This window comes from Streptomyces sp. NPDC001381, assembly GCF_042895685.1.
Taxonomy (GTDB): Bacteria; Actinomycetota; Actinomycetes; order Streptomycetales; family Streptomycetaceae; genus Streptomyces.
The window spans coordinates 262975-276275 of record NZ_JBIAWO010000006.1; the positions used below are offsets into that span (position 1 = coordinate 262975).

A 13301-nucleotide genomic window follows, 5' to 3' on the forward strand; every position below is an offset into this window, starting at 1 on the left:
CGGGAGCACGGCCCTTGTGTGATCCTAGGGGGCGGATTGTGCACAGAAAGCTGTAGTCATTGATCAACCGGGCGTCACTATACGAGAGTTTTGATCACTCTCAACAGGGTTGAGCCTTTTCACAGGAACCGCTTCGGCGGAGTGGCGCCGGAACGGCGCGGGAGGCGGGGCCGGTCCGGCCCGGCCTCGGGCCGGACCGGACACCGTGTGCTACCCCCCGCTGGACCGCCCGGCCGCCGGACGGAAGTTGATGCGCTCGCCGCTGACGGGGAAGCCGGCCTTGGCGAAGTTCGCGGCCATGGGGAAGTTGCCCTGGTCGGTCGCTCCGCCGACGAACTCCGCGCCCCGCTCGACGAGGAAGTGGGTGCACTCCGCGAGGAGGTCGTAGGCGTAGCCGCGACCGCGCTGTTCCGGGACGACTCCGATGAAGCCGATGGTCGGGCCGGAGGGGTTGTGGGCCGGGATGTGGATGCCGGCCAGGTCGCCCTCCGGCGTGTGCGCGACCTGCCACCACTCCCGTGGGGAGGGGCACCAGTGGAAGAAGTCGAGTTCCTCCTGGGCGGCCCGGTCGAGGCCGCCCTCCTCGATGGCCCTGAGCGCGTGGACGTCCAGGGTGACGGAGTGGATGCGGCGCAACACGTCGAAGAACACGGTGTCGTCGGGTTCGGCGCTGAAGCGCAGGCGTCCGGGCCGCTCGGGCAGACCTCGCTCCGGTGTCCAGCGGTACAGGAAGCGTTCCACCAGGAGTTCGTACCCGGCGGCTCGTGCGGCGCCGAAGCGTGCCTCGGCGGCGGCGCGCAGATCGGGCCTGTCCCGCCGGCCGCCCGGCAGGTTGATCTCGAGTTCGACCTGCCAGGGAGCGGAGCGCAGGAGTTCGGCCCCGGCCTCCTCCTCGCCCTCGGCCACGTCGAACCAGTTGATGTTGACGGGCTCCGAGTCGTCGGGGCCGCCCCACCACGCGCCGCGGGCGACGACCTCGCCGTCGCGCAGGGCGACGCGCTTCCAGTCGGGGCGGAACCGGGTACGCCGATGGCCCTCACGGGCGCCCAGTGGGTCGGGGAGTGCGTCGAAGAGATGAGCATCGCTCGTGGAGAGCGTGCGGATGACCGGATCGGTCATGAATCCTCCGGGATACCGACTGATGGGAGCGCTCCCGGTCACGACTCACGAACCACGCCGGGACAGGGGAGGAGGGAGCGCTGGAAAGGTGTGCACCGCACGGCACTCGCCTCCTTCCGTCCGTCTCAGGGCGTGGAGCCACACAGTAACCGATCCGTGGACGGACTTCCCCATCTCCTTTGCCTGGGCACCTTGGTGACGACACGTCAGAGAAAATGGCGGCCCTCGCCGCGGTAGGTGGGCACGGTCTCGACCACCCGGCCGCCCTGGACCAGGTGCAGTTCGCCCACGCGCTCGCACATCTCACCGGCCTTGGCGTGCCGGAACCACACCCGGTCACCGAGGCGCAGGGTGTGCGCGGCTTTGCCGAGGACCGGCGTCTGCACCTCGCCGGCTCCTTCCGTGGCGGTCACACGCAGCCCCGGAGGCCAGGCCAGGCTGGGCAGACGGTCCTTGCCCACGGGTCCGGACGCCACCCAGCCGCCGCCCAGGACCGTCGCGATCGACGACGACGGCCGGCGTACGACGGGGAGCACGAAGAAGGCCGCCGGCGCGGGACGGAAGGACCGGTAGAAGTCGAACAGCCCTGGGCCGTAGAGGCCGGAGCCCGCGGCGAGTTCGGTGACGGCGGCCTCCCGGGTGGTGGTCTCCAGGCTGCCCGTGCCGCCGGCGTTGACGAATCGGATCGGTGCGAGGGCCCTGACGGCGTCGACCACCGCCGCGCGCCGCCGGAGCAGGTCCGCGGCGGAGGAACCCTGCATGCGGCGGATCGCGGCCCGCCTGAGCCAGGAGCCGGGCTGGTTGTCTCCGACACCGGCGATCTGCCCTTCGTAGGCCATGATCCCGGACAGTTCGAAACCGCGACGGGACGTCACCTCGCGTGCGAACTCGGCCGCCTGGCGAGGCGTGCGGAGAGGGGATCTGCGCGGGCCCAGGTGCACACGGCCGCCGGCCAGGCGCAGGCCGCAGTCCAGTTCCACGCAGACCCGGATGGGTGCGCGGCGGGAGCCGGCCACCTCGTCGATCAGGTCGAGATGGTCGACGGAGTCCACCATCAGGGTGATCCGCGAGGCGAGGCGCTCGTCACCGGCCAGCGTCCGCAGCGCCGGGCGGTCGGTGGTGGGGTAGCCGAGCACGACGTCGTCGAACTCCTCGGCCAGCCACAGCGCCTCCGGCAGGGTGAAACCGAGGACGCCGTCGAATCCTGGGCGGGCCAGCGCGCGCCGGATGAGCGCACGGGAGCGCAGGGACTTGCTGGCCAGCCGGATCGGCTTGCCGTCCGCGCGGCGTTCGAGATCCGCGGCATTGGTGTCGAAGGCGTCCAGGTCGACGACGCCGAACGGGGGTTCCAGCCCGGCGGTCGCGCGCTGCAGGCGGTCGAGCTGCTCCCGGTCCGCGCGCGGGGAGCGGGCGGGGCGGAAGGGCCCCCGTGCGCCCGCGGTCACTTCGGCGCGAGGCCGGTCGGTCTTGAGATGCACTCCGGCTCCCGGGGGGCTCAGGGGGTGGTGCCGTCACGATCGCCCACCGCCCGGAGTAAGTCAACCGTCTTGGACACTTGACTCACTTCTCCCGGAGGTCCGCCCGCCCGCCGGGACCGCCCTCGGCGGTTGACTATCCTGGCGGCGAACTCACAGGCAGAAGGAGGAGACGACGTGCCCCGCATGGCGGCGAGCGACCGCAGGGCCGAGCTCCTGGAGGCGGCGATCCGGGTGATGGCGCGCGACGGGGTGGCCAAGGCCACGACCCGTGCGATCGTCAACGAGGCCGGCATGACCCTCGGGGCGTTCCACTACTGCTTCGCGTCACGGGCGCACATGCTCGAGCTGGTCACCGAAACGCTCACCGAGCGGTACGTCGCGGACGTCCGCAACCTGTTCGCGCCCCAGAGGGACATCCGCGACAGCGTCCTGGACAGTCTGCGCGCCTTCTGGAAGGGGTTCGAAGCGAACCCCGGCGAACACCAGATCAGCTACGAACTCACCCAGTACGCCCTGCGCAACCCCGGCTTCGAGAACGTCGCGAAACGGCAGTACGAGATCTTCCTGCGGGCCTTCGGCTCCCTCCTCGACCTCGCGGCCCGCAACGCCGGCATCGAATGGACGCGGCCCGTACCGGTTCTCGCGCGGTACGTCCTCTCCGTGATCGACGGCCTCAACCTGGTCTGGCTCGTCGATCGCAACACCGATCACAGCCAAGCGGTCCTCGACATGCTCGCCGATCACCTGCTCCAGCACGCCCGGCCGCTGGAGGCATGACCTCCGCGCTCGTCTTCCACCGTCGGCCGGCCCACGGTCGGGCGGTCGACGCGCACCGTCCCGCCCCGGCCCGCCCCGGCGCGCCCCGTCAGGGGCGAAGGAGCGGCGCCCAGCGCCTCTCCGACTCGTCGTACACGGAACCGCTGTCCGCTCTGATGTCCGCCAGCGGCACCCACTCGTCGTCCGGCTCCCACGCGGCGCCGCTCGTAGGCGGCGGCTCTGCTTCGTCATGAGGACGACCACCTCTCAGGGCCCCGCCCTCGGGGGCTCTCGCCCCCCTGCCGCAGAAGTCGCCGGTCCGAGACCCGCTCCCCTGGTTGCCGAAGCAGGGCGACTCGTATGCGCGTCGCGGCCCGGTCCGAAGAACGAGAGCCGCTGACGCATGATCCGGAGCCGCGAAGAACCCGACGACGATGCTCACCCGGGCATCGTGCCGGACCGCTCACGGCCGTGAGCGGGAGCCCGGGGAAGGCCCGTTTCTCGGACGTCGTCGTGGTCGCCGAGGTCAGGAGGCTGTCGCCCTGCCCCCGGCCCCGGTCGGCCGGGAATCACCGGACGCGCCGCAGGGCCCACTCCAGTGACGTACGGAAGACGTCCTCCACCTCGGCCTCGGGCAGCCCGTGCCACACATGGTCCGCTCCGGGGACGGTCCGCAGCCGCGTCGGGGCGCCCACCTCTGTGAGGCGGGCGGCCAGGCGGCGGCTGTGGTCGCAGTCGACCAGCGTGTCGCTCTCGCCGTGCATCAGGAGGAAGGGCGGCGCGCCGGGGTGCACGCGGTGGAGCGGGCTGGCCTGGGCGGCGCGTTCCGCGAGCGTGGCGGGGGCGCCTCCCAGCAGCAGTGCCTCGGGACTGTGCGGGTTGTCGCCGTCCAGGGTGAGATCGCTGGGCGCGTACCAGACGACGGCTCCGCTCACGGCGGGTGTGTCGTCGGCGAGCGCCAGCAGGGCGGCGAGGTGTCCGCCCGCCGACTCGCCCCACACCACGGTGCGGGCGGTGTCGATCCCGAGTTCGCCGGAGCGTCGGGCGATCCAGGCCAGGGCGTCACGCAGATCGTCGAGCGGGGCGGGGAACACCGCTTCGCCGCTGAGCCGGTAGTCGGCCGACGCCACGGCGAAGCCGGACGCCGCGATGCGGGCGAACGGGCCGGGGGTCCAGCCGCGCGTGCGGTAGCCCATGTCCTCCCGGCGGCCCCTGCGCCAGGCGCCGCCGTGCACGAAGAACAGCAGGGGGAGGGGGTCGGCGCCGGCGTTCTCGGGGAGCCACAGGTCGAGTTCGAGGGGGCGCACCCCCGGCAGCTCCGCGTAGGGCACGCCCCGCAGGAGACGGACACCGGGGCCGGCCGGGGCCGCCGGGGGCAGGGGCGCCCGGTCCGGGTGGGGCGCGGCGATGAGCGGGCGCAGGTCAGGCGTGCCGGTCACCTCGTCCGCCACTGGTGGCCGGGCAGGAACCGCACGTCGTGTTCGGTGGGCACGGTCGCGAACTTCTGCGGCTCGGGGACGTAGGGCGTCTCGGGCATGCCGAACGCCTCGACGGGCGTCCCCAGCCGCTCGAAGAACCGCTCGAACGTGCCGCCGGGGCCGGCGGCGACGCCGATGATGCGGCTGCCGTGCCGCTCGATGCGGTAGGCGTGGGGGCAGTTCTTGGGTACGAAGCCGAAGTCGCCGCTGGTGAGCAGCTTCTCGTACTGTTCGCCGGCCGTGTCCTCCACGAAGAGGCGTACGGCCCCGTCCGTCACGAAGAAGACCTCGTAGGTGTCGGCGTGCAGATGCGCCGGGATCGTGTCGCCCTTGGGTCCCTCGCAGGTGAAGAAGTTGAAGGTGTTCTCGGTCTGCTCGCCGCCCGCGTACACGGTGAAGAGGTCGGTGAAGAGATGGGCCCGGTCTCCCATGCCCTTCTCGATGAAGTAGGGCTTGCCCTGCTCGGGAGGGATCCGGGAGGCACGGCGGTAGCGGGTGGCGTACTCGATGGTCACGGGTTCTCCAGCGGTCGGCTCCGGGGGAATGTCAGGTAGCCTGACATAGCGGGTGCGGAGGGAGCAAGGCCTATGCTCGTTCCCGCCTTCGAGAGCTGAGGAGCGCATGGACGCCGGACGACGCAATCTGCCGCAGTTGCTGGGCGATGCCCGCCGGTGGTTCGAGGAGGGGCTGCTCGCCGCCCTGGAGGAGAGGCGGTCCGAGCAGGTCTCGATGACGCAGTTGCAGCTCTTCGCGGTCCTCGACGACCAGGGCACGACCGTCTCCGAGCTGGCCCGGCGCATGGGCGTCACCCGGCAGACGGCACATCAGGCTGCGCACAGCCTGGTCGCGGACGGACTGCTCGAACAGGTCCCCCATCCCGGGTCCGCCCGCCAGAAGCTCATCCGGCGCACGGCGGCCGGCCGTCGCGCGCACGAGGAGGCGACCGCGATGCTCGAGGAACTGGAGCGCGTTCTGGCCTCCCGCATCGGACCGGACGGCGTGCTGGCGCTGCGGGAGATCCTCGAGAAGCCCTGGGGACGACCGCCGGGGCGGACCACGACCGGCGGACAGGCGACGTGAAGCGGGCGGGCTGAGGGCCGAGCGGATTCCCCCGACCGCCGCGACTCCCTGACCCCCGCAACTCCCCGGCCCCGGCGGCTTCCCAGCCGCGGCGGCTTCCCAGCCGCGGCGGCTTCCCAGCCGCGGCGGCTTCCCAATCCCAACAACGCCCCAGCCCCGGCGGCTCCCTGACCCCGGCAACCACTCAGCCCCGGCGGCTCCCCCGCCCCCGCGGCCTCCCCGCCCCCTCCGCCCTACAACCCCCGCCCATCGGGCGTGACGGTGCGCGCGATGCGGTCGGCGTGCAGGTGCACGGCGCCCGCCAGGTCGAGCGCGCCCCGCGAGATGACCCACTGGAGTTGCAGCCCGTCGCTGACGGCGATGCACTCGCGGGCGACGGCCGCGCAGTCGGTGTCCGCCCGCAGGGTTCCGCCGTCCACGCCCAGTTGGAGGTGGTGGGCGAGTTCGTCGACGGCGCGCTGGTAGCGCTCCGCGAAGAGGGCGTGGGCGGCGCTGGTGGGGTCGGCGGCCTCGGCCGAGGTGAGGACGAACAGTTCGATGAGGCCCGGCTCGGCGAGATGGCGCTCCGTCGCGGCGACCATGGCACGCAGCACGTCCGGGCCGCTCGCCTCGCGCGGCAGCCGCGCCCACCACTCCGCCTCGGTGGTGAAGCGGTGTTCCATCACGGCCAGGAGCAGATGCTTCTTGCTGCGGAAGTGATGCAGCAGGCCACCCTCGGTGATGCCCACGTCCTCCGCGACGCGGCTCAGGGCGGTGCGGTGATAGCCCTCCTGCGCGAACCGCCGGGCGGCGGCCTCGACGATCTTCTGGCGCCGGGCGATGCCGACCGAGTAGCTGCCGCGCGGGCCTCGGGTGCTGCTGGTCATGGTCTTCACCGTAGTCATGGGCCGTCGCCCGGAGCCCGGGAGGGCGGCCACCCGGAGCGAATGTGACCTGCGCCACACCCCAAAAACCTAGTGCACTCGGTTTTAGGCCCGCATCATCGTCCGGAAACCTCGGCGTAACGATGCGCCGGCCTTCCCTCGGAGCGATCATGAACCTCTCGCCCGACTCTGCCCCGACGCCCCTCGCCCCCGTCGGGACGGACGACTCCCCCGCCGCCGGCCGCGAACGGCCCGACCCGCACTCCCCCCGCTGGAGCGCCCGCGAGCTGCGGCTGCTGCTCGCACTGATCTGGCCCGGCCAGCTCCTGGTGGTGGCCGGCATCGTCGCGGCCAACGCCCAGCCCCAGATCGCCCAGCACTTCCACACCACGCAGATCGCCTGGTTCGGCCTGGCGTTCACCCTCGCGACGATCCTGGCCACGCCCTTCGCCGTCCGCCTCGGGGACGTGCACGGCAAGCGCCGCGTCATGCTGGCCCTCGCCGCCGCCGGTCTGGTGGGCGACGTGATCACCGTCCTCGCCCCGAACTATCCGGTGATGGTCGCCGGCCGTGTCGTGGGCGGCCTCTACGGCCCGGTCGCCGTGCTCGTACTGGCCGCGGTCCGCGACCTCTTCCCTCCGCGCAGGGTGGCCGTCGCCCTGGGCACCGTGGCCGGATCGGTCGGCGTCCTCAGCCTCGTCACACCACTGCTGTCCGGATGGCTCCTGGACGAGTTCGGCTGGCGCGGCGCGCTGTGGTTCCTCGTCGTCTCGACCGTGGTGGCCCTGCTGACGCTGCTGTGCGTGCCCGAGACCCCGCGCCGGGCGGCGCCGGGCAGGCTCGACTGGCCGGGAGCGGTGCTGCTCGGCGGAGGCCTGGCCCTCGTGGTGTTCGCCGCCGGTCAGGGCCGGGCGTGGGGATGGACCTCCCCGGGCGTCTCCCTCGCGTTCGCCGCCGGAGCCGCCACCCTCGTCGCCTTCACCGTCCGCGAGCTGAGGGTGGACCGGCCGATCCTGGACCTGCGCATGCTCCGGCGCCGTCCGGTGGCCACCGTGCTCGTCGGATCGTCGATCCCGCAGGCCGCCTTCTTCGCCTCCCAGACGATCCTGATCTTCCTCGCCCTGTTCCCCGCGATCCCGCACGTCTCCGACGGGCTGGGCTGGACCACGACCCGCGTCGCGGTCGTCGGCATCCCCGCCGGACTCGTCACCTTCGCCGCCGGTGTCGCCGTCGGCGCGATGGTCCGCAGGGTCAGCCCCCGCGCGGTCTGGTACGCCGGACTCGTCCTGCTCGCCTCGGGCATGGTCCTGGCGGCCTTCTACCACCGCGACACCGCGCAGATCATCTGGACCGGCGTGGTCATGGGGCTCGGCGGCGGCATCCTGATGGCCGGCCAGCAGACCATGATCGTGTCCGTGGTCTCCGCCGAGGAACAGGCCGCCGCGAACGGCATGTCGTCCCTGCTGACCCAGGTCTGCCTCACCCTGACCAGCCAGTTCCTGTACACGGTCCTGGCCGGCGAGTCGACGGTGCTCGACGGCACCGCCTTCTACCGGGACCAGGCCTTCACCCACGCCTACCTCGCCATGGGCGCGGTCGTCGCGCTGGGCCTGCTGGTCTCCCTCGCCATCCCCGCGCTGCGGCATCCCCAGGAAGCGGACTCCGGCGCCGCCGGCCACCCCGCCCCGGACACCCGAGCCGCATCCGACGCCTGAGCGTCCCCGCCGTAGGAAGGACCCTTCATGCCCTCCGCCCGCCCCACCCGTCTGCGCGTGGAACACCTGGACCGTCCGCTCGGCACCGACGTGCGCGCGCCACGCCTGTCGTGGCGTCTGCCCGGCGGCGCCACGCGCCAGCTCGCCCACCGGATCGAGGCCGACACCTGGGACTCGGGGCGGCGGAGTTCGTCCGCCAACACCTTCGTCCGCTACGAAGGGCCCGCGCCGGCCTCGTCGACGCGCATCCACTGGCGGGTGAAGGTGTGGACCGACCTGGGCGAGAGCGACTGGTCCGAACCCTCCTGGTGGGAGACCGGACTCCTGCACCGCTCCGACTGGCAGGCGCGCTGGATCGAGCCCGCCGAGACGGCCCCGGCGGCGCCCGGCCACCGCCCCGCCCATCTGCTGCGCCACGCCTTCACCCTCGGCCGGCCGGTCAGCCGGGCCCGCCTGTACATCACCGCACACGGCCTGTACGAGGTGTTCTGCAACGGTGAGCGCGTCGGCGACCTGGAGCTCACCCCCGGCTTCACCGCGTACCGCTCCCGCCTCCAGACGCAGACCTACGACCTGACCGGGCTGCTCACCGCCCGCGACAACGCGCTGGGCGCCGTCCTGTCCGACGGATGGTTCCGCGGCCGGCACGGCTTCGTCCGCGAGGCCGACGGCTTCGGCACCCGGACCGCGCTGCTCGCCCAGCTCAGCGTCGACCATCCCGACGGCACCACGACCGTCCTGGGCACCGGGCCCGACTGGCGGAGCTCGCCGGGCGCGATCACCGCGGCCGACCTGATGGACGGTCAGCGCAGCGACCTGCGGCTCCACGAGGAGCGCTGGTCCGCGCCCTCCTTCGACGACCGTCGCTGGGACAGGGCGCGCGCGGTCGACGGCGGCCTCTACGACGACTTCGCCCGCCTCACCACGACGCCGGCACCCCCCGTGCGCCGGGTCCAGGAGCTGCGCCCGACGGCGGTGACCCGGCTCGCCCCCGGCCGTCACGTCGTGGACCTGGGACAGAACATCAACGGGTGGATACGCCTGGCCGACCCGGGCCCGGCGGGCACGGAACTCACGCTCGTCCACGGTGAGGTCCTCGACGCGCGCGGCGACGTCACCACCGACAACATCCGCGCCTTCGACTGGGCCACGCACCGTCCCCTCCCCGCGGGCCAGGTCGACACGGTCGTCTCCGCGGGCCGCCCCGGCGAGACCTTCGAACCCCGGCACACCACGCACGGCTTCCGCTACGTCCGGGTCGAGGGCCATCCGGGCCCGCTGACCCCCGACGACGTCACGGGCGTGGTCGTCCACACCGACCTGCCCCGCACCGGCTGGTTCAGCAGCAGCGACCCGCGCGTCGACCGTCTGCACGAGGCCGCCGTGTGGAGTCTGCGGGGGAATGTCTGCGACGTGCCCACCGACTGTCCGCAGCGCGAACGCGCGGCGTGGACCGGCGACTGGCAGGTGTTCGTCCCCACGGCGGCCTTCCTCTTCGACGTCGCCGGCTTCACCGCCAAGTGGCTGAGGGACCTGGCCGCCGACCAGTGGGCCGACGGCACCGTCCCCAACTTCGTACCGGACCCCGCCGACGAGGACACCCGCCGGCGTTCCGCGGAAGGCGGCATGAACGGGTCCGCCGGCTGGGGCGACGCCGCGGTGATCGTCCCCTGGGAGATCTGGCGCGCCTACGGCGACCTGGACCTGCTGCGCGCCCAGTACCCCTCGATGCGCGCCTGGGTCGAGTACGCCGCACGATGCGCCCGCACCCGCCGTCACCCCGACCGGGCCGCCGCCCGCCCGCAGCCGGCCCCCCACGAGAGGTATCTGTGGGACACCGGATTCCACTTCGGCGAATGGCTCGAACCGGGCGTCACCCCCGACCTCGACCCGACGCGGGACCGCGGCGAGGTCGCCACCGCCTATCTGCACCGCTCCGCCGACCTCCTGGCACGCACCGCGGCCCTGCTCGGCCGGCCGGACGACGAGGCCCGCTACCGCGCCCTCGCCGACGGCGCCCGCTCCGCCTGGCGGGCCGAGTACCTCACCAACCGGGGCACGACCGTGCCGGATACCCAGGCCACGCTGGTGCGCGCCCTGGCGTTCGGACTTGTCCCGGAAGAGTCGCGGCCCCTCGCGGCAGAACGGCTGGCCCAGCTCGTACGGCTCGCCGGCACGCATCTCACGACCGGGTTCCTGAGCACCGGGCTGCTGCTCCCCGTCCTCGCCGACCACGGCCACCTCGGCCTCGCCTACGAACTGCTCCTGCGGGACTCCTCACCGTCCTGGCTCTCCATGATCGACCGTGGGGCGACGACCATCTGGGAGGACTGGGACGGCGTCGACGCCCAGGGGCTGCCCAAGATGTCCTACAACCACTACAGCAAGGGCGCCGTCGTCTCCTTCCTCCACCAGTACACGGCGGGCATCCGTCTGCCCCGGACGCCCGGCGCCGGGGCCGCCGGATACCGGCGCTTCGTCATCGCGCCCCGCCCCGGCGGCGGTCTCACCTCCGCGGCGGCTCGTCACGACTGCCTGCACGGAACCATCCGGTCGGAGTGGGAACTCCGGGGCGGCCGTCTCGCGGTGACCGTCGAGGTCCCGCCGGGCACCGAGGCCGAGGTCCGCCTGCCCGGCCGCGCACCGGTCGCGGCAGGGCCCGGCGTCCACACCTACGACACGTCGCTGCCCGCGGACGGCGACGACCGCCCCTGACACGCCACCCACCCGCGCGACGGTCGCGGCGTGCGGGGCCGGTCTGCCGTTCCTGTCCGGCCCCGCCGAGGCGCTGCGCTCAGCCGGCGACTTCGCACCTGATGCCGGCGGTCGACGCGGGGCGTGTGAGCGCCCGGAACCGGACCGCCCCGCATGAGGCAGCGGCCGGCCTCGGACACACCGGCCCGGAGGCGGCAGCCGGGGATACCCCCGTACGGGTGGACCCCATGGGCCGGCCCGCACGGGATCACCGGTAGCGCTCACCGTCCCGCCGATCATGACGGTCGGCGGGACGGGCCCGCCCACGGACGACCCGGGCGGAGCGGCGGATGCACAACAGATTCGGTTTCCTGGCATCGGTGGTGACGGTCTGTCTGGCGACGGGCAGTCTCGTCGCGCCCTGCTCGGCCGCCTCTGAGAAAGCCCGCACCGCCGACGTCACCACGGTCTCCGAGGACACCTACCGCACCGGATGGGACCCCGACGAGCCCGGCCTCGCGCCCGGCCAGGTGTCCAGCTCGGACTTCGGCCAGCGGTTCTCCACCCCTGTCGACGGACAGGTCTACGCCCAGCCGCTGGTCGTCGGGAAGACGGTCGTCGTCGCCACCGAGAACAACAAGGTGTACGGCCTGGACTCCGCCACCGGCGCCAAGACCTGGACGAAGAGCCTGGGCGCCGCCTGGCCCGCCTCGGCCATCGGCTGCGGCGACCTCGTGCCGAACATCGGCGTCACCGCGACCCCCGTCCACGACCCGGCGACGGGCACCGTCTACCTCACCTCCAAGGCCGACGACGGCGCCGACGTCCAGCACCCCAACTGGTACGTCCACGCCCTCAACGTCACCACCGGCGCCGAGCGCAGCGGCTGGCCGGTCAAGGTGGCCGGCGCCCCGGTCAACGACCCGGGCCGCCCCTTCAACGCCTACACCGCGATGCAGCGCCCCGGCCTGCTGCTGATGGGCGGCGCGGTGTACGCGGGCTTCGGCTCCCACTGCGGCCACGCGCCCTACGTCGGCCATGTCCTGCGGGTCGACACCGCCACCCGCAGGACCACCCTGTGGTCCACCGTGACCTCCTCCGCCAACGGCAAGGGGGGCGTCTGGATGAGCGGTGGCGGCCTGGTCTCCGACGGACCCGGCCGCATCCTGCTCTCCACGGGCAACGGCACCTCCCCGGCGGCCGGCCCGGGTGCGAAGCCGCCGGGCCAGCTCGGTGACTCCGTCGTACGCCTCGGTGTCAACAGCGACGGCACGTTGTCCGCGCAGGACTTCTTCAGCCCCTCCAACGCCCCCCTCCTCGACCTGCTCGACGCCGACCTCGGCTCCGGCGGCCCGGCCGCCCTCCCGGACGACGTGTTCGGCACGGCCCAGCACCCCCACCTCCTGGTACAGATCGGCAAGGACGGCCGGCTGTTCCTCCTCGACCGCGACGACCTCGGCGGCCGCAGCCAGGGAGCGAGCGGCGCCGACAAGGTCCTCGGCACCTTCGGCCCCTACGAAGGCGTCTGGGGCCACCCGGGCGTGTACGGCGGAGAGGGCGGCTACGTCTACACGATCGGCGGGCGCGGCCCGCTGCGCGCCTTCAAGTACGGCGTGAACGGCGCCGGCCTGCCCGCGCTCAGCGACGCCGGCCGCTCCACCGAGACCTTCGGCTTCGCATCCGGCTCCCCGGTGATCACCTCCACCGGCACCACCCCCGGCTCGGCCGTCGTCTGGGCGGTGTACGCGGACGGTTCGAGCGGCGCGAACGGCCAGCTGCGCGCGTACGAGGCCACCCCGGCGGACGGCACTCTGAAGAAGCTGTGGTCGGCCCCGATCGGCACGGCGTCCAGCTTCTCGGTCCCCGCCACCGACGGCGGCCGCGTCTACGTCGGCACCCGCGACGGCCGCGTCCTCGCCTTCGGCCGTCCCGCCGGCGCCGCGCTCACCGGCAGGCCCGTCCGCTCCGGCGACACGCCGACCGGTGGCGGCCCCGGCCACGCCCTGGCCACCGCCCCCTGGGCTGCCGACCCCCGTCTCCTGGAGCGCGCCCGCCGGTCCGGACCGCCCCGCTGACCCCACGCCGGTGAGGAGTCCCCGGTGACAGGTCCCCGGCCCT

10 protein-coding genes are annotated in these 13301 nt (G+C 73.2%); 5 read left to right on the top strand and 5 right to left on the bottom strand.

Going from position 1 to position 13301, the window contains the following annotated elements; translation table 11 throughout:
* Positions 1 to 210: 210 nt before the first annotated feature.
* Positions 211 to 1119, bottom strand: coding sequence for a GNAT family N-acetyltransferase (locus ACFY2L_RS27110; RefSeq protein WP_390661585.1), 909 nt, complete (start codon positions 1117 to 1119; stop codon positions 211 to 213).
* A gap of 206 nt (positions 1120 to 1325) precedes the next feature.
* Positions 1326 to 2492: an amino acid deaminase/aldolase gene (locus ACFY2L_RS27115; protein ID WP_390823753.1), complete on the bottom strand. Its 1167-nt coding sequence runs from the start codon at positions 2490 to 2492 to the stop codon at positions 1326 to 1328.
* Positions 2493 to 2780: 288 nt separating this feature from the next.
* Between ACFY2L_RS27115 and ACFY2L_RS27120 the strand changes: the two genes are divergently transcribed.
* Positions 2781 to 3374: a TetR/AcrR family transcriptional regulator gene (locus ACFY2L_RS27120; RefSeq protein ID WP_390823754.1), complete on the top strand. Its 594-nt coding sequence runs from the start codon at positions 2781 to 2783 to the stop codon at positions 3372 to 3374.
* Between the two features lie 548 nt (positions 3375 to 3922).
* On the opposite strand, the gene ACFY2L_RS27125 is transcribed toward ACFY2L_RS27120, so the two are convergent.
* Both ACFY2L_RS27125 and ACFY2L_RS27130 read right to left on the bottom strand, forming a co-directional pair.
* The gene (locus ACFY2L_RS27125; RefSeq protein WP_390823672.1) at positions 3923 to 4792 is read right to left on the bottom strand and encodes an alpha/beta hydrolase fold domain-containing protein; all 870 of its coding nucleotides are present in this window, start codon (positions 4790 to 4792) and stop codon (positions 3923 to 3925) included.
* A complete protein-coding gene (locus ACFY2L_RS27130; RefSeq protein WP_390661583.1) occupies positions 4789 to 5346 on the bottom strand; it encodes a quercetin 2,3-dioxygenase in 558 nt (185 codons plus the stop codon). The genes ACFY2L_RS27125 and ACFY2L_RS27130 overlap by 4 nt, the downstream gene beginning before the upstream one ends.
* 106 nt (positions 5347 to 5452) lie before the next feature.
* On the opposite strand from ACFY2L_RS27130, the gene ACFY2L_RS27135 reads away from it, so the two are divergent.
* Positions 5453 to 5911 carry a MarR family winged helix-turn-helix transcriptional regulator gene (locus ACFY2L_RS27135; protein ID WP_390661582.1) on the top strand — a complete coding sequence of 153 codons (459 nt, stop codon included), beginning with the start codon at positions 5453 to 5455 and terminating at the stop codon, positions 5909 to 5911.
* A 233-nt stretch (positions 5912 to 6144) separates the two neighbouring features.
* On the opposite strand, the gene ACFY2L_RS27140 is transcribed toward ACFY2L_RS27135, so the two are convergent.
* Complete coding sequence (locus ACFY2L_RS27140) at positions 6145 to 6777, bottom strand: TetR/AcrR family transcriptional regulator (RefSeq protein WP_390823673.1); 633 nt, start codon at positions 6775 to 6777, stop codon at positions 6145 to 6147.
* A 167-nt stretch (positions 6778 to 6944) separates the two neighbouring features.
* Here ACFY2L_RS27140 and ACFY2L_RS27145 point away from each other — a divergent pair, with 167 nt between their 5' ends.
* The 3 genes from ACFY2L_RS27145 to ACFY2L_RS27155 all read left to right on the top strand — a co-directional run bounded on the left by ACFY2L_RS27145 (position 6945) and on the right by ACFY2L_RS27155 (position 13258).
* A complete protein-coding gene (locus tag ACFY2L_RS27145) occupies positions 6945 to 8489 on the top strand; it encodes an MFS transporter (RefSeq protein ID WP_390823674.1) in 1545 nt (514 codons plus the stop codon).
* A gap of 27 nt (positions 8490 to 8516) precedes the next feature.
* Positions 8517 to 11204, top strand: a complete 2688-nt coding sequence (locus tag ACFY2L_RS27150; RefSeq protein WP_390823675.1) for a family 78 glycoside hydrolase catalytic domain — start codon at positions 8517 to 8519, stop codon at positions 11202 to 11204.
* A 329-nt stretch (positions 11205 to 11533) separates the two neighbouring features.
* A complete protein-coding gene (locus tag ACFY2L_RS27155) occupies positions 11534 to 13258 on the top strand; it encodes a PQQ-binding-like beta-propeller repeat protein (RefSeq protein WP_390823676.1) in 1725 nt (574 codons plus the stop codon).
* Positions 13259 to 13301: the final 43 nt, after the last annotated feature.